This window comes from Pseudomonas segetis (assembly GCF_900188155.1).
Lineage (GTDB): Bacteria > Pseudomonadota > Gammaproteobacteria > Pseudomonadales > Pseudomonadaceae > Aquipseudomonas > Aquipseudomonas segetis.
In genome coordinates, this window is sequence record NZ_FZOG01000007.1 from 38,775 (window position 1) to 56,113 (window position 17,339).

General features: G+C 56.7%; 12 protein-coding genes. 4 read left to right on the forward strand and 8 right to left on the reverse strand.

Annotated features, from left to right (window positions below; genetic code table 11):
- Nucleotides 1–58 precede the first annotated feature (58 nt).
- From CHB79_RS18890 to CHB79_RS18900, 3 genes are all read right to left on the reverse strand, one after another.
- Entirely contained in the window at nucleotides 59–1,411 is a 1,353-nt protein-coding gene (locus CHB79_RS18890; RefSeq protein ID WP_089361044.1) for a HAMP domain-containing sensor histidine kinase, read from the reverse strand.
- Nucleotides 1,412–1,413: 2 nt separating this feature from the next.
- Nucleotides 1,414–2,106: a response regulator transcription factor gene (locus CHB79_RS18895; protein WP_029529677.1), complete on the reverse strand. Its 693-nt coding sequence runs from the start codon at nucleotides 2,104–2,106 to the stop codon at nucleotides 1,414–1,416.
- A 101-nt stretch (nucleotides 2,107–2,207) separates the two neighbouring features.
- Complete coding sequence (locus CHB79_RS18900; RefSeq protein WP_089361045.1) at nucleotides 2,208–3,125, reverse strand: LysR family transcriptional regulator; 918 nt, start codon at nucleotides 3,123–3,125, stop codon at nucleotides 2,208–2,210.
- Nucleotides 3,126–3,246: 121 nt separating this feature from the next.
- Here CHB79_RS18900 and CHB79_RS18905 point away from each other — a divergent pair, with 121 nt between their 5' ends.
- Nucleotides 3,247–4,242, forward strand: coding sequence for an aldo/keto reductase (locus CHB79_RS18905; protein ID WP_089361046.1), 996 nt, complete (start codon nucleotides 3,247–3,249; stop codon nucleotides 4,240–4,242).
- A 98-nt stretch (nucleotides 4,243–4,340) separates the two neighbouring features.
- Here the strand turns inward: CHB79_RS18905 and tpx are convergent, their stop codons facing one another.
- The 5 genes from tpx to CHB79_RS18930 all read right to left on the reverse strand — a co-directional run bounded on the left by tpx (nucleotide 4,341) and on the right by CHB79_RS18930 (nucleotide 12,803).
- The gene (tpx, locus tag CHB79_RS18910) at nucleotides 4,341–4,841 is read right to left on the reverse strand and encodes a thiol peroxidase (RefSeq protein ID WP_010489983.1); all 501 of its coding nucleotides are present in this window, start codon (nucleotides 4,839–4,841) and stop codon (nucleotides 4,341–4,343) included.
- Between the two features lie 121 nt (nucleotides 4,842–4,962).
- Nucleotides 4,963–6,303 carry an alanine/glycine:cation symporter family protein gene (locus CHB79_RS18915; RefSeq protein ID WP_089361047.1) on the reverse strand — a complete coding sequence of 447 codons (1,341 nt, stop codon included), beginning with the start codon at nucleotides 6,301–6,303 and terminating at the stop codon, nucleotides 4,963–4,965.
- A gap of 244 nt (nucleotides 6,304–6,547) precedes the next feature.
- Complete coding sequence (locus tag CHB79_RS18920; protein WP_245851589.1) at nucleotides 6,548–10,210, reverse strand: translocation/assembly module TamB domain-containing protein; 3,663 nt, start codon at nucleotides 10,208–10,210, stop codon at nucleotides 6,548–6,550.
- A gap of 8 nt (nucleotides 10,211–10,218) precedes the next feature.
- Nucleotides 10,219–11,958, reverse strand: coding sequence for an autotransporter assembly complex protein TamA (locus tag CHB79_RS18925; protein ID WP_089361049.1), 1,740 nt, complete (start codon nucleotides 11,956–11,958; stop codon nucleotides 10,219–10,221).
- A 203-nt stretch (nucleotides 11,959–12,161) separates the two neighbouring features.
- A complete protein-coding gene (locus CHB79_RS18930; protein WP_010489991.1) occupies nucleotides 12,162–12,803 on the reverse strand; it encodes a GNAT family N-acetyltransferase in 642 nt (213 codons plus the stop codon).
- A gap of 254 nt (nucleotides 12,804–13,057) precedes the next feature.
- On the opposite strand from CHB79_RS18930, the gene xthA reads away from it, so the two are divergent.
- The 3 genes from xthA (at nucleotide 13,058) to CHB79_RS18945 (ending at nucleotide 17,334) form a co-directional block, all read left to right on the forward strand.
- Entirely contained in the window at nucleotides 13,058–13,870 is an 813-nt protein-coding gene (gene xthA / locus CHB79_RS18935) for an exodeoxyribonuclease III (RefSeq protein ID WP_010489993.1), read from the forward strand.
- Between the two features lie 161 nt (nucleotides 13,871–14,031).
- The gene (locus CHB79_RS18940; protein WP_089361050.1) at nucleotides 14,032–15,393 is read left to right on the forward strand and encodes a substrate-binding domain-containing protein; all 1,362 of its coding nucleotides are present in this window, start codon (nucleotides 14,032–14,034) and stop codon (nucleotides 15,391–15,393) included.
- A gap of 168 nt (nucleotides 15,394–15,561) precedes the next feature.
- A complete protein-coding gene (locus CHB79_RS18945) occupies nucleotides 15,562–17,334 on the forward strand; it encodes a S8/S53 family peptidase (RefSeq protein WP_089361051.1) in 1,773 nt (590 codons plus the stop codon).
- The last annotated feature ends 5 nt before the right edge of the window (nucleotides 17,335–17,339 follow it).

Below are 17,339 nucleotides of genomic sequence, written 5' to 3' on the forward strand. Positions count from 1 at the left end.
TGCACTGGATGGCGGAGATGATATTGATTCTCGTTAGAGAATAAAGATCATTTACAATCTATACACTTTTCAAATGCAACCAAAGCCGAAGCCCTGTATCACCATTGTCTGCCCATAGCTCACCCCCTTGTAGACGCACCGCGCCCCTGGCTATGGCCAAGCCGAGGCCAAAGCCTTCACCACCCGGCCGCGCAGCTTGCAAACGGGTAAAGGGTTCGAAGATGGTTTCGAGTTCGGCGTCAGCTACACCGCCGCCCTCGTCCTCGATATGCAGCAACCAACCTTGTGCTACGCGCTGGCCACGCAAATAGACGCAGCCCTGCGCCGGTGAATGGCGAATGGCATTGCGCAAGATGTTCTCCATCGCCTGCGCCAGGCTGTTTAGGTGCCCGCGTACCCGACAGTTCTCAGGCAATTCACAGCGTAATCGACTTGGGTGCCAGGCGCTTTCGAAGCAGGCATCGTCGCAGAGCAGGTCCCACAGCGCTGCCACATCAATGTCCTGATGCTCAAGCCGCGGTTGTTCGGTGTCTAGCCAGACCAACTCCAGGGTGTCATCGACCAACACCTGCATTGACTCCACTTCTCGCTCCATTCGCTGGCGCAACTCCACAACGTCATTTGCGCACTCCCCTGCAACACGCAAGCGCGAAAGGGGTGTGCGCAGCTCATGGGAGACATCGCGCAGCAGTTGGCGTTGCAGCGATACGGTTTTGTCGAGGCGCTCAGCCATACGATCAAAGGCCCGGCCCAACCTGCCCAGCTCGTCCTGGCGCTGGCTTAATCTGGGCGAGACCCGCGCGGCAAGATTATCGTCACCCAGCGCGTTGACCTGGTCGAGTAAATAACCCAATGGGGCGATCACCTGTCGGTAAATCAGCAAGCACAGCAGCAATGCCAATACCGCAGGCACCACGCCCTGCAACAAAACCTGCATTGACCAGGTAAAACCTTCGGGCACAAAACGCCGCGGTAGCTGGATAACCACCTGGCCTTGCTGATCGAGTTGCTCAGCCTCCGCGAAGGGAATGCCAATATAGGGCAGGCCCTTGACCCGATGGCTCATGGGCCCGTCGACACTGCGCAAGCGGCGCAAGTGAGAAAACTCTTGGGCGGTAAAAGGCGTTCGTCCCAGGCTTTCCAGGTTGCGCCCGATCACCGCCACCCAAATACCGGGCTCAACGGCAGCCATGTGTTCGACCCAGCGCTCGACACCATCTGCACCGTCATCTAGCCAAGCCTGTTGCGCCTCATTGGCATAGGTGTGGAGTTGCTGCTGCGCGGCGCTGCTCAGATAAGCCGTGCGCTGCTCGATAAAGCCGCTCCAGTACCAAGCACCCCAGGCGATGAGAATACAGACGCCAAGCAGTTGTACGGCAAGACGCCAGAACAATGGATATGAGCCCGGCATAATCAGTTCTGGTCAAGCTCGAATACATAGCCCTTGCCCCAGGCAGTTTGCAGCTTCCCTCTCGAATAGCCGATGGCCGAGAGTTTGCGGCGTACATGACTGATGTGCATATCAAGGCTGCGATCATGTTGGGAATAGGCGCGATGAAGTACATGTTGATAGAGAAATGCCTTGCTCTGCACCTCGCCGGTATTATCGATCAGCAACTCAAGCAGACGAAACTCGGTGGCGGTCAATTGTGCCCATTTGCCGTTATGGCGTGCATCATTGTGCTGTTGGCTAAGCTCAAGGGTTGGCACAATCCTGGTCACTTGTCGGTAGCCGCGTTCATAGGCTACACGGCGCATGATTGCGGCGATGCGTACCTCCAATTCAGCCATGGTGAAGGGCTTGGGCAAATAGTCATCGGCGCCTTGGGTAAAGCCTGCAATACGGTCCTGTTCGGCACCAAGGGCCGACATCAGGATCACCGGCACGCTGCTGTGGTTACGCAGTTGTTCCAGGACCTCAAGGCCGTCAAGACCAGGCAAGAGGATGTCCAACAAGACCAAGTCAAAGGGTTCGGCCAGACCTTGGGCCAGGCCAGTCTGGCCATCGCCATGCAAAGTCACCTGAAAACCGCGACTGGATAGATGCTCGTGCAGGTGCACGGACAACACCGGATCATCTTCAATCGCCAAAATGTGAGCAGTCATTGTGTCGCAGCCATAGCAATCAAACGCAAATAATAACCAGTTGCGATAATGCCAGATTTTCAATGACTTGAACATCGACCAAGGCTGAGCAGAACAAGCGGCTAGTTCTCGTGCGTCATCGCCCACTGATCTGCAGAAAAAAGTTCCACCAGCCAATCGACCCATACCCTGACCCGCCTGGACAGTTGCCGATGTGGCGGATACAGCGCAGTCAGTGGCATTGCGGGCGGGCGATGCTGACTCAGGATCTCGACCATGCTGCCATTGGCCAGTTGATCATGCAGGTGATAATACGGCGCCTGGATAATACCAAGCCCAGCCTCACAGGCCGCGACATAAGCCTCAGCATTGTTCACCGTAACCGTGCCGGGCTGGGCGATCTCAAGCAGCTTGCCGTCAACCTGGAACTCAAAGGGAAATACCCGGCCATTTAGCGCCGAGGCATAGTTAACCGCGCGATGACCAACCAGTTCCGCAATGCCCTGCGGCGTACCAAACCGGCTCAGGTATTCAGCGCTGGCACAGGTGATTTGCGGCAGTTGGGCAAGCGGCCTCGCGACCAGGCCAAGGTCATGGATCTGCCCTGCCCTGACCACGCAATCCACGCCTTCGCGCACCAGATCCACAGGCCTGTCCGTCGAGCCGACAATCAACTCTATCTTCGGATAACGGGCGCAGAATTGCGTCATTGCCGGAATAATGACCCGGTGCCCCAGCGACGCCGGCAAGTCTATCCGCAGTTGGCCTTGCGGATTATTACGCGTTTGCGAGAAAAACGACTCTGCCTCTTCGATATCAGCCAACAGATGCACGCATCGCTGGTAATAGGCCTGCCCGTCCAGGGTGGCGCGGACTTGACGTGTAGTGCGTTGTAGCAGCTGCACGCCCAAGTGGCTCTCCAGTTGCTTGATCATCTGGGTAACAGTCGCCCGCGGCAGACCCAGGCTGTCGGCGGCTTTGCCGAAGGCGCCCAACTCAACGATCCGGCTGAAAACCTGCATTGCCAAAATGCGATCCATGGCGATCTGATACACCTTTATTATTTGGATTCTATAAATAGTTAATCCAAGTTTAGCCAGTTTATCTGGCAATAGATAACAGCCAAACTGACCGCACATTCATTGACAAGAGGTTCAACCGATGAAAATGCGTCAACTCGGCCACAGCGGGCCGCAGGTATCTGCAATCGGCTTGGGTTGCATGGGCATGAGCGATTTCTATGTGACCAACCAGGATGAGACTGAATCTATCGCCACCCTGCACCGCGCCCTTGAGCTCGGCCTGAACTTTTTCGATACGGCAGATGCCTACGGCCCGCACACCAATGAAATCTTGCTCGGACAAGCCCTGGCAGGCAAACGCCACCAAGCCTTTATCGCCACCAAGTTCGGCTTGCTGCGCGACCCAAGCGACCCGCATGTACGCGGTGTCAGCGGCCATCCTGACTATGTGCGAGCATCAGTCGAGGGCAGCCTCAAGCGCTTGCAGACCGACCATATCGACCTCTATTACCAGCACCGTATCGACCCCAAAGTGCCAATTGAGGATACCGTCGGAGCCATGGCGGACCTGGTCCAACAAGGCAAGGTTCGCTACCTCGGGCTCAGTGAGGTTTCGGCAGCCACCCTGCAACGCGCCAACCAGGTCCACCCGATCAGTGCCGTACAAAGCGAGTATTCATTGTGGACCCGTGATCCCGAAGAAAACCAGGTACTGGCGACCTGTCGCCAACTGGGCATTGCCTTTGTCCCCTACAGCCCATTGGGCCGAGGCTTTCTGACCGGAGCCTTGAAAAGCCCTGAAGATTTTGCCGAGGATGATTACCGTCGTTTCAGCCCGCGTTTTCAGGGCGAGAACTTTGCCAAGAACCTGCAATTGGTTGCCCAGGTCGAGCAGTTGGCAAATGACAAAGGGGTCAAGGCTTCGCAACTGGCGCTGGCTTGGGTACTGGCCCAGGGCAATGACATTGTGCCGATTCCCGGCACCAAGCGCCGACGCTACCTGGAAGAAAACATCGCGGCAGTACAAATCAGCCTGAGCGACAAGGAGCTTTCAACCCTGGATGCGATCTTTCCTGCCCAGGTTGCTGCCGGTGATCGTTATGGCGCCGAATCGATGGCCATGCTGACCCTGTGACCAGGTCAATCAGGCCAGGTAAAAAAAGACCGCAATCGGATTGATTGCGGTCTTTTTGTTACAGCGCTGGCAACCCGCCAAGGGCTGGGTCTGGTGTATTACTTGAGTACGGCGATTGCAGCTTCGTAATTGGGTTCAGTGCCAATCTCGGCCACCAACTCGCTGTGCAGCACCTTGTCGTTTTCATCGAGAACTACGACGGCACGAGCCGCAACACCGGCCAATGGGCCAGAAGTCAATGCCACGCCATAATCCTTGAGGAACTCGGCACCACGCATTGTCGACAGGTTCACTACATTTTCCAGGCCTTCCGCTCCACAGAAACGAGCCTGGGCAAAGGGCAAGTCAGCAGAAATGCAGGCAACCACGGTATTGTCCAATGCGCTGGCTTCAGTATTGAATTTGCGCACACTCATGGCGCAGGTCGGGGTGTCGACGCTTGGGAAGATATTCAGCACTTTACGCTTGCCGGCCAAGCTGCTCAGGCTTACGTCAGCCAGGCCTGCACCTACCAAAGTAAAGGCCGGAGCCTGTTGGCCAACCTCAGGCAAGTTGCCTGCTACATCTACAGGGTTGCCACGCAAGGTTACTTGAGTCATTACAATGATCCTCTTGGTTGTTAAAACATCAGTAAAACATGCCGCACATAAAAAAGCCTCGCGATTGCGAGGCTTTTTATCAGGCTTGAACCCCGCATGATCAGCGAGGTTCAACCCCTGTCTACTTACTGAAATGCTCTTTGGTCAGCTTAACCACCACAGGGCTCAGCAACAACAGCGCCAGCAAGTTAGGCAGCGCCATCAAACCGTTGAGGGTGTCTGCCACCAGCCATGCGAAATCCAGTTGGGCAATAGCACCGAAAGGCACAGCCACTACCCAGACCAGACGGAATGGCAGGATGGTCTTGGTCCCCATCAGGTATTCCCAGCAACGCTCGCCGTAGTAGCTCCACCCCAGGATAGTGGTGAACGCGAAGATCACCAAGGCGATGGTCAGAATCGGGCCTCCAATGCCCGGCATGGCCGAGTCAAAAGCTGCCGCAGACAGTGCCGCACCACTGGCGCCGCTGCTCCAAACGCCCGAGCAGATAATTGCCAGGCCGGTCATGGTGCAGATAACCAGGGTATCGATAAAAGTCCCGAGCATACCGATCATGCCAGAGCGAATCGGGCTATCAGTGGTACCGGCAGCCTGCGCGATACCAGCAGTACCAAGACCTGCTTCGTTGGAGAAAATACCGCGCGCCACACCGAAGCGGATCGCAGCCATTACCGCAGCACCAGCAAAACCACCGGTTGCAGCGATTGGGGTGAAGGCGTGGGTGATGATCAGGTCGAATGCAGCCGGAATTGCCGCGGCGTTAACCACCAATACAACGATTGCCGCGATGATGTAGGCCACGCACATGAACGGAACAAGTGAAGCGGCAACCTTACCGATACGGCGGATACCACCCAGAATCACCAGGCCAACCAGCACCATGCTGACAATACCGGTAACCAGCGGCGGCACATTGAAGGTCTCTTGCATGGCGCTTGCCATACTGTTGACCTGAACCATGTTGCCGATACCAAAGCCGGCAAAGCCACCAAAGATGGCAAAGGCAGCCCCCATCCAGGCCCACTTCTTGCCCAGGCCGTTCTTGATGGCATACATAGGTCCACCGACGAACTCGCCGCGCGAATCTTTTTCACGGTAGTGAACAGCCAGTACCACTTCGCAGTACTTGGTGGCCATGCCAACCAGTGCCGTACACCACATCCAGAACAGAGCACCCGGGCCACCCAAGAAGATCGCCGTTGCCACACCGGCAATGTTACCGGTACCGACAGTCGCCGCCAGGGTGGTCATTAAGGCTTGGAACGGGGTGATTTCGCCGACTTCGCCCTCACCTTTGGTGCGGCCGCGCCACATCAGGCGGAAGCCCGTGGCAATGTGCGTAAGCGGCATAAACTTCAAACGCAGCATCAGGAAAAAACCTGTGCCGAGGATCAACACCAACATCGGTGGCCCCCAGACGAGACCATTAACCTGGTTGACCAGATTGTTGATGAACTCCATCGCTAGCTCCTTTTTCTTGTTGTTCAGCGCCAGCTGTTACCGGGCTGATAGTCAGGACAGGCCGCCGATAAGCGCCACTGTCTATGCTGACAACAGGTCGATGTCACGGGTCACATGATGCCGACAAGCGTTGCAGCAACCTAGTTGTGTCAAAGTGCTACGGCACATTGATGGACAGGATGCTACCACGCCTTTTTTAATAATGGAGCGTTGATTTTGAAGAGTTTTTCCATATTTCGAACAATCAAAAATCACGCTTGAAGAAAATATCCAGCGAACTGGCCAACCCGCTGGCGGCTTCCAGGTACAGGCGCTTGGTCAATTCATAGCGCAGGGCCACGGTATTGACCGGCTCAAACACCCCGACGCCATAACGCAGGCTAAGCCGTTCGGAAAGCTTGCCACTGGCCACCACACTGGTACGGTCGCCACTGCCTTCGCTGTCGAGTTCGAAATCCTTGATGCCCATGGTCTGGGCGAGATTACCGGCAAAGGGTGATGAGCCCTTGAGCCCCAACGCGACGACGGCCTGGCCGATCAGATTATTGTCACCGCTGTCCTGGCCAATGGGCCGCCCCAGTATCAGGTAGCTCAATGCCTGGTTCTGACTCATTGCCGGCTCGGAGAACACTTCGCTCTTTGGCTGCGCAGCATTGCCACTTAGACGCAAGCCCGCAACCACATCGTCAACGGTGCGAATCGCTTCTACATCCAGGTAAGGTTGATCAATTGGCCCGGCAAACAGCAGACGCGCACGGCGGATTTGCAACTTCTGGCCATAAGCACTGAACTTGCCATTATTGAGATTGAGTACGCCACGGGTATCCAGGTCATTGCCAATGTGTACATTGCCAGCAATCTCGGCCTTGAGCCCAAAGCCACTGAACTTGAGCTGATCCTGACCGACGATCACGTCGACATCCATAACGATGGCGACCGGCTTGGCTTCCAGCGCCTGGTTGCCAACGATGCGTGCATCGCTCGACACTTGCACAGTCGACGGCGGCAGCTCGCGCACCTCGATACTTCCACGGGGCACCAGTACCTTGCCACGTACCGACATTTGCTTCTTGGCAACCACAACCGTGATATCCGGTTCGACTTCAAGCGCCGCGTAGGGCTCAACATGAACGGGCAGGCGCTTGGCGCTGATGTTCAGTTGCCCATCCAGGCTATCGCCCCACGCCAGATTGCCTTTTAACTTGCCAGCGCCCTGCTCTCCGCTGCGCCAGTCCCCCGTCAGTTGCAGGCTCTGCCCGTTGATCAGGGCCAGTAGTTGCAAGCCTTCAAAGTTGGTTGGCAATTGGCCGCCAGACACTTCGCCATCAGTTAGTTGCACCCGGCCATTGACCAGCGGTGCCAGCAGCGTACCGGACAATGTGCCGTTACCGCCTAGCCTGCCTTTCAAGGTATCGACCATGGGCACAAAGGGCCTGGCAACCGAAAGGTCTAGGTTCTGCAGGTCGAAGGTGCCTGATATCGGCCGTTTGCCGGGTCGAGGATCAAGCTTGGCCTGGACATTGAGCTGGCCGATCTTTGGCCCGCTCAACTGCAGGCTGCTGATGATCTGCGTGGGCTTCAAATCACTGGTCAGGCGCAACCTGTCGTAGCTGAAATCGCTCCATTGACCGGCATTGCGGACTTGCAAGGCACCGCGTCCGGCATCCAGGGTAATTTGCCCGCTAGGACCGGCGCTGGGAATATCCAGCTTGATCGCCGCGTCCAGCTGCCCCTTCCAGGCGAAATCGTCCGGGAACCATTGGGCCAGGCTGTCCAGAGCAAAGCCCTTGAGCTGGTAACGGATTCGCGGGTTCGGCAGCAGGCGCTGGTCTTCGCCACACAAAGAGGCGCTACCGGAGCGCCAGCAGTGCCTGCCCAGGGTGATCTGACCGTTGGCCAGGCGCTCCAGGGTCGTGGCCTGTTGCAAACGCCAATCCTGGCCACCACTTTTGATTTGGCCACTGTCCAGCGTACCGCGCCAATCACCTTTATCGTTCAGCATGCCGTGCAACGCCGTGGAGGTCTCAAGCAGCGGTCCGCTGAGATTGAGTTTGAGCCCTTGCCGTTGTTTGTTCCCCTGGGCGCTTGCATCGAGACGCCCCAGCTGGGTCTCGCCAAGGGCTATGCCGTCGGCGATAAGCGTCACTTCAGCTTGCTGTGCGCGGTTCAAGGTTGCATCAAGGTCTAGGCTGTTGATCCGTTGATCGGTGTAGGCAAGTTGTTGGCCTTTGAGTGTCAGCTTGGCTTGCGGCGCCTTGAGACTACCAGCCAGGTCGACCTTGCCGTTAACCTGCCCCTGCAACCCCGGCCAGAGCTGGCCAAGTCGCGGCAGATTCAGCTTTAGTTCTCCGGCAAGCGAGTGATCCAGGCCACCATTGCCGCTGATGGTGTTTTCGCCAAGCTTGATATTCAGTGAACTCAAGGTCCAGGACTGGCCGGCACCCGTCGCATCGACCTTGAACTGAGCCGGTTGCCCGCGAAGCTTGCCATTGATATCCAGCGCGGTGCTTAGCTTGAGAGTTTCATTTTTCAGCTCACCTTTGCTTTCCAGGGGGCCAGCCAGCTTGCCCGGCATTTCAGCCACCCAATACGCTGGGTCGATATCGCTGAGTTGCAGCTGTGTATCCCAACTGATGCCATCGGCAAAGCCAACCTGGACTCGCCCGCCCGCCTTGCCCTGTCCGGCCACGACCTGTAGATCGGGCAGATGCACTTGGGTCAGGTTGCCGCTGACAGGCGTTTTTACGCTGAATGGCCCGGCTGGGCCGAGCAAGTTGGCGTCAATGTTCCCCAGGTAGTTCCCGTCTGCAAAGCTGATATCACCGGTGAGTGTTTTAACCGTTACCGGTGGCGGGCTTTCCAATGGATAGAGCATCAGCCAGGGAAAATCACGCCAGTCGAAGCTGGCATCGACACTAAAGCCATCGCTCCAGCTCATCCTGGCGTTCAGGTCGAGTTTGCGTTGTTCATCGGCACTGAGTTGCAGCTGTGAGATATCAGCACCAGTGCCTGTGACCAAAGCTTGCAGCAACAGGCCTACATCACCGCCATCGCCCGGTAACTGCGCGTTCCCTTTGATTGTGTAACCTTGCTTAAGGTCACCATCGGCAGTCAGTAAGACCTTGTTCAAACGCAGCGTATCGGGCAACTCCGCGCTGCCTTTGAATCCATCGGCCTTGAGTTGCACTTTAGCCGGTAGATTTTCAGCCAGGGCTTGCAGCTCGCCGGTCAAATGCCCTGATAAATAGCCGCTGCTTTGTGCATCGATATCCAGGGATTTCTGTAGGTCGCCGCTGATGTTCAGCACCAGCTTCCAGGCCCCGTCATCGGGGGACGGCAGGTTTATATCGCCTGCAAGCGTTAATGGCCAGTCACCTGTTGGCTTGAGCAGCCCGGTCAGGGCAAGGCTCAAATCCTCGCGTTGCAGATCAAACTTATCAATCTTCAGTCCGTCAGCCGTCCAATGTGCAGCCATCTCCATGCCTTGCAGCTGTTCAACGCCATTAAGTTGCAAGCTGCCGATTTTTATATCCCCCAGCTCAATGGCAACCGGCAGATTCAACTCGGGCAAGGTGATCGGTCCACTGCTGGGCTCGTCACTGCTGGCTGGCAATTGCAGGGCAATGGCTTGCGCCTTGAGCTGGTCGATGCACAAAGTCATGCGCAGCAGACAGCCAGGCGACCACTCCAATGCCGGGTGATCAACCTCGACAACAGTGGAGTCTTGCTGCCACTTCAGTGCATCAGCCTGCCAGTACCCAGCCAAGCGGCCACTGAAGTTTGTCAGTTGCAGCCCTGGCACCTGGTCCAGGAGCCAACGACTGCCCGCTTGCGTGCCTAACAGGCTGGCAATTGCGATCAGCAATATCAGGACTAAAGCCAGTACAGCCCAGAGGCCGCGCTTCAACAGAGGATTCAAATCTCTGGCCCCATTGAGAAGTGGATATGAATGCCGTCGTCATCGTCGTCACCCGGATTGATCGGCTTGGCCAAGTCCAGACGCAGTGGCCCCAGGGGCGAAATCCAGCGAATGCCAAACCCAAAGGATTTTTTCAGCGACGGCAACTCCAGGTCATTAAACGAATTGCCCTGGTCAAAGAAGGTCGCGACCCGCCATTTTTCGGCGACGCTGTATTGATACTCGACCGAACCGGCTACCAGATAACGGCCACCAATCTTGTCGCCATCGGAGTTCTCAGGCGACAGGCTGTCATAGTCGTAGCCACGCACACTTTGGTCGCCCCCGGCGAAAAAGCGCAGCGAGGGCGGCACATTGCCGAAGCCATTGGATTCTGTACCGCCCACCTGTGCGCGCCCCAGGAAGCGATGCTTTTTGGCGATGGTATAAAGGCCCTTGGCCATTGCATTGGAATGCACCACGTCCGAGTCAGAGCCCATGCCCTCTTTACCCGCAGAAAGATCGAACTGCAAACGGTAGCCCTGGCTCGGGTCGATCTGGCTGTCGCTGTGCAAGTAGGCGTAGCTGATACCCGGCAATAGCAAGGTACTCAAGCCAGAGTCGTCACCCAGCTTGTATTCTTCATGCTGCCATTTCAGCGAGATTACCCGTTGCCAGCCGCTATCGAGCTGACTGTGCCATTCGGGCCCGACAGTGATCAGCTTGCTCAAGGTGTCGGTATCTGGCAGATCTTCATACTGATAACCGCCTGCAAACCTGAATTTATCGGTCAATGGTGGATCAAGCGGCACGTCATAGAACAGGCTGACATTTTGCCGGGGCGCTGAAAGCTCCATTTCAGCGCCATAGCTGTGGCCTTGCGGGTTGGCATAGTGGCGGGTCCAGTTAGCCCGTCCACGGGGGCCAACGTCCGTCGAGAAACCAAGTCCAAGCCCCATGCTGCGGGGTTTGCGCGCGGTGAGCTGGACATCCACGGGAATAATGTCACCACTGGCCTGGGCTGGGTTGGCGTCGACCTGCACATTGTCGAAATAATCGCTTGAGCGCAGCGCCTGGTAAAGCTCGGCAATTTTGTCGGAGTTATAGAGTGTGTTCGGCGCGAACGGCACCATGCGATGCAGCAACTCATTGTCGAGCTCGTAGTCGCCCGAGAAGGTGACATCACCGAACGCATAGCGCGGGCCACTTTCATAGATCAAGGCGACATCGGCAATCCCAGCCTGCGGATCAATATCAAGCTGCTGGCTGGTGAACTTGCCGGCAAAGAAACCATAGCGCGAGGCTTGAGTCAGGATGTAGCGTTTAACCGCCTCGTAGGCGCCATGGTTGAGTACGTCGCCCGACTTGAGGTGTGCATCCTTTGGCAATTTGAATTGGCTGAGCTCTCCAGCGGGTCCATCAACCTGCACCACCACGTTACGCAGATGCACGGGCTCACCGGGGTTGATCTTGATTTTTAGCTGCGGCGGGGTTTCCTTGTTCACCTCGACACTGATCTGCGCTTGATAATAGCCGAGCGCCTGCGCGGCTTTTACCGCCTGTTGCTTGGCGACCAGGCTGAAACGTTGCAAGGCATCGGCATCGCGCTCGCCGAGCGATCCGATATAGCCTTCCACGTTGGCCTTTAGTTCTTTATTTGCCGGTTTGATGGAAACAGTTAAACGCGACTCAGCCAGGGAACTGGCGCAGAACATTATGAGCGCCACTCCGGCGCAAAGCTTTTTCACCACTGTCATGAATGCGATGCTAGCACGACGCGAACCTTCACCTAGAGCACTTAAATACACTTAACCACGACTAACTCAGGCACAAACGTACCACCTGATAGAAGGGCTCAACCGGGGTGAGCCACTTTTATTCAGAATTGTCACTGTGGAAAACTCAGGCGTCATAACCCACCCCCGGACGACTATCAGTGCGTCCAGCGGTTGGGTCTGTCTCAAGCGCTGGCTTTAGTCACCTGTTGCGGGTTGGGATGCAGGAACACGTGCTCTATGACTGGGCCAATGGCAACCTGACCTATTTCCTCGTAGCCCTGGCGCTGATAGAAGTTGAGGTAGTGTGGATTGCCAGTATCGACCACGATGCCGCCCGAGTTGGGGTCGTCAGCACACCAGTTGTGCAAGGCTTCGAGCAATTGCTCGCCACGGTGCTTGCCCTGGTATTCGGGATGAATACCCAGCAGAGGCAGTACGTGGTATGTGCCGATCGGCAGGATAGACATCAAGGCCGCATGGTACTCGAGGTAACGCTTGGTGCAGCGAAAACCGGTGGTTAGCAGCATGCGCATGCGCCATGTCCAACTTTCGGTTATGTCGAGCCGACGCTGTGGTGGAGCAATCAAGGCTATACCGATCAAGCGGTCCTCAATCAATAGACCCACTGCCGGCAGGTCCTCACTGAAGTGTTTTTGCACAAACTCGCGGATGGTTGCACGAACTCGCTGGTCGAAGCCCGGGCGCTCAGCCTCGAACAAATAGGCAAAGGTTGGTTCAAGCCGGTATGCGTGATAGAGCAATGAGCGCGCTTCTTGAGCATAACCAGAGTCGAGCATGCGAACTTCAGCAGGGCTATTTGGCATCAGTCACGACCTCTTGTCTTTTGAATAATGGGCCTAAGTTTCCACCCTAGCACCGCACAACCAAGCCTGCTAGGAAACCGCTGAAAAACCACCGCGCTCCGGCGTTAAAAGCTGCGCGACATACCTAGAGTCAGGTTGTTCCTTTACTCTCGTCGCGCGCTAGCCTTTGCAGAGGGCTACACGATGGCTGGCCGCCAGCCCCTCCAATCGGCTAGCATCAGCGGTCTAATCTACAACGCATTGGATCTGCCGCCATGAAGATTGTTTCCTTCAACATCAACGGCCTGCGCGCCCGCCCGCATCAACTGGCGGCCCTGATTGAAAAGCATCAGCCGGACGTCATTGGCCTGCAAGAGACCAAGGTATCCGACGAGCAATTTCCTGAAGCCGATATCCATGCGCTCGGCTACCAGGTTCATTATCACGGGCAAAAAGGCCACTACGGTGTCGCCCTGCTTTCCCGCCAGGCACCACTGGAGATACACAAGGGGTTTCCCGGCGATGAGGAAGATGCCCAGCGGCGTTTTATCTACGGCACCTTTGCCGATAAAAACGGCAACCCTGTAACCGTGATGAACGGCTACTTCCCCCAAGGCGAAAGCCGCGACCACCCAACCAAGTTTCCAGCCAAGCAGCGTTTCTACGCTGACCTGCAGCAATTGCTGGTCAGCCAATTCACGCCAGAGCAGTCACTGGTGGTAATGGGCGACATCAATATCTCACCCGAAGACTGTGACATCGGCATTGGCGAAGTGAACCGCAAGCGCTGGCTGAAAACCGGCAAATGCAGCTTTCTTCCCGAAGAACGCGAATGGCTCGCCACTCTCAAGGGCTGGGGGCTGGTCGACAGCTTCCGCTGGCAAAACCCGGAGGTTGATGACCAGTTCAGTTGGTTCGACTACCGCAGTCGCGGCTTTGAGGATGAACCCAAGCGTGGCCTGCGCATTGATGTAATCCTGGCCAGCGCGCCCCTGCAAGACAGGATCAAGGCAACAGGCATCGATTATGCGCTGCGTGGCATGGAGAAACCCTCGGATCACGCACCTATCTGGCTTGAGCTCGAATAACAGCCCGGGTTGCGCGGCAAGCACAAAACCAAGCTGTCGCGCACCGATCTTTAAGCGAGCGGGTATGTAAAACACACGTATGCAAAACCGCAGCGTCATATCTTCGCAATAATATTGTCTTATCTTCGCGGCACTTCCCACCCATACAAGGTGTTTGCCGCATGTCGCGCGTCCTGCTCGATAATGAATCTGATACATGGAGCCGTGCCTGCTCCCTTATTCTGCTCGGTTTTATCTGCTACGCCCTGCCCTGGTCGGTATTCGCCGCCCAGCAAACCGAGGCTCCGCTGCTGCGCATCCAGGGTTCCAATACCATTGGCGCCAAGCTGGGGCCGGCGCTGGTCAAGGGCATGCTTGAGGCACAGGGCTACAGTGCTATCAGCCTGCAGCCCGGCAGCGTCGAAAACGAACAGAAGATAGTGGCGACCTCGGACAAGGGCCAAGCGGTTACTGTCGATCTTGCCGCCCACGGTTCAAGCACCGGTTTTGTCGGCCTGCGCGATGGCAGCGCCGACATTGCGGCGGCTTCACGGCCGATCAAGGATGCTGAAGTCGCCAACCTGGGCGACATGAAAAGCCACGATGCCGAGCAGGTAATCGCCATTGATGGACTGGCCATCATCCTGCACCCGAGCAACCCAATAAGCTCACTGCGCACCGATCAATTGGCGCAGGTGTTTTCCGGGGAAATCAGCAACTGGGAGCAATTGGGCGGCCCGCCTGGTGAAATCCACTTGTATGCGCGTGATGACAACTCCGGCACCTATGACACCTTCAAGGAATTGGTGCTCAGCGCCAACGGCAAGTCGTTGGCGGCGTCCGCCAGACGATTTGAGTCAAACGACAAGCTTTCCGACACTGTCAGCAGCGATCCGCAAGGCATAGGTTTCACCGGCCTGCCCTCTATTCGTCAGGCCAAGGCCCTGGCCATCGCCAGCGGCGAATCACAACCCATGCTGCCGACACGCACGGCGATTGCCACCGAGGACTATCCATTATCGCGACGCCTGTACCTCTACAACTCGCCAAATCAAAGCAAGCCCTGGGTCAATGCGCTGGTCAACTTTGCGCACAGCCCACGCGGCCAAGCCATAGTTGCGCAAAATGGCTTTATTTCGCAGACAGTCAGCGCGGTCAAGGTAAGTCCCACGAATGATATGCCCGATGCTTATCAGCAACTGAGCACTGATGCCCAGCGGCTGTCCGTCAACTTTCGCTTTGCCGAAGGTAGCGCCGACCTGGATAACAAGGCCTTGCGTGACCTCAATCGCGTCATGGACTACCTGACTGTCCACGACAAGCTGCACCAGAAGGTGGTACTGGCCGGCTTTGGCGACCCAAAGTCCGACCCGGCCCGCGCCGAGTTGCTGTCCAAGTTGCGCGCCATGGCTGTTCGCCGCGAACTGGCCAGGCAAGGCGTCATCTTCAAAGACATCATCGGCCTCGGTGATGTGCTGCCCGTCGCCGCCAATGACTCCGAAGGCCGGATCAAAAACCGTCGGGTTGAAGTCTGGGTTTACTGAAATCACACAAGCCCCTATGCCTAAGGCCTGTTGTCCACGGGCCTTTGTGCGGGGCCAAGGCTTTGGCAAAGGAGATTATTGAAACATTCATTGTTCTGACGGTCGGAATAACATCAAGCGCAGCGGAGCCATGGTTGCGCAAGCTCAACGCTCAAGCCGGAGTCGTCAATGAGTCATGTTTTTCCAACCCTTTGCAAATCCCTGCCTGCCCTGTTGATTGCAATGCTTGCACTTGATGCCTCAGCGGCCGACCCAATCCGTATCCAGCAACTGCAGCGCTGCGGTGACCTGCTGGAAACCAAAAAGCAGACATTTTGCCTGCGCGTCAAGGGCCTGCAGCCTGGCGCCAGGCAGGTGCGCCTCAATGGCGTGGCGCTTGCCGATAAACAGTTAAGCGGTGAAGGCGAAGACCTGCGGCTGCAATTGGAAACCGACGGCAAGAAAAGCGGGCCCTTGGTGCTGGAGCAACAGGGCCGACAGAGCAATCCGGTCTGGTTGTCTTTGGCCAGCAGCCACGTGGTGGCGGCCACTGCCGATGAAGTGGCGAAGAACATGGATGGCCTGACTTCCTATGTCGACCTGATCAGCCTGGTGATCGAAGAAGATTACGATGGCGCCAAACAAGCGCAGCGCCTGGCAGAAAAGTACGGTGCCAAAGTGGTCGGCATGATTCCTCCGCTGAACACCTATCAACTGCGCCTCAAGGCCAAGAATCTTGATGAGCGCGATGCCACGGTATTGCGTCTTGGCGGTGAAGTCAGTGTCGATGCGGTTGTCATAGAAGAGTCTGGCGCAGAAAAAAGCATCGAGACAGATGCTGACAAGGCGCCTGCAAAAGACAATCAGGAATGGGCGTCCAACCGTTTCCTTGATGCGGTGAATTTTTATCAGCGCCGCTTGCAACGCGAAACCGGCGGACTCAAGACCCACCCCGTGCGCATAGGCGTGATCGAGCGCGATGTTGATTTTGATTCGCCGGACTTCAGCGACTATATCGGCGACAATTGCCGCTCCGACAGCAAGCGGCTGTGCCTGTATGCACGCGATGCAGACAAGCCAAGCGGCCATGGCACCACGGTTAGCGGCATTCTTGCTGCGGCCTGGGATAAAGGCGGCAACAGCGGCTTCTTGCGCGGCCTGGATGATGTCGGCCCCGGTTTCGATGTCATAGTCGCGCGCGACTCCGATGCCGGCATCACCGCCAACATAGCTGCCTCGGTCAATCTGGTCGAAGACGGTGTACGGGTGCTCAACTGGAGCTGGGGGATTCATCGCGTGGGCGCCATTGATGTCAACGGTGACCCCATCGACTCGCTGGTACGTTCCGGTATTGCCATGAGCGGTTATGAAGAGCTGCTCGAGGAGTTTTTCCTCTGGCTGCGTGAAGAACATCCCGATGTAGTGGTGGTCAACTCGGCGGGTAATGGCTCGTCGTTCTCTGGTCGCGATGAGTATCGACTGCCTTCGTCCTTTGTTACCGACCAGCTCTTTGTGGTCGGCGGCCATCAACGCAGCAATAAAGACGTACCGGTCAAGGATCCGGCCTATGCCACAAAGCGCAAGGCTTCCAATATCGACATGCGCGTGGACATCACCGCTGCCGCCTGCGTACACGCCTCAACCGCAAAGGCTGACGAGGAAGGCGATGTGCATTGCGGTACCTCCTACGCCACTCCGCTGGTCGCTGGTTTGCTGGCCGCCATGCTGTCGATCAACCCGGAACTGGAACCCGATCAACTGCGTATGTTGCTGCGCCGCAGCGCCATGACCATAGGCGAGGAATACGACTTCGAACCCACCGAAGGTGACGACCTGACCGCGCCCATATTGCCATCCGAGCGCGCCAACGAGCTTAACAACCCCGACGTGGGTCACTCAGCCAGGCTGGACATGTACAAGGCGTTGGACCTGACCGTGCAGAGCCTGGATCGCGTTCGTTGATTGCT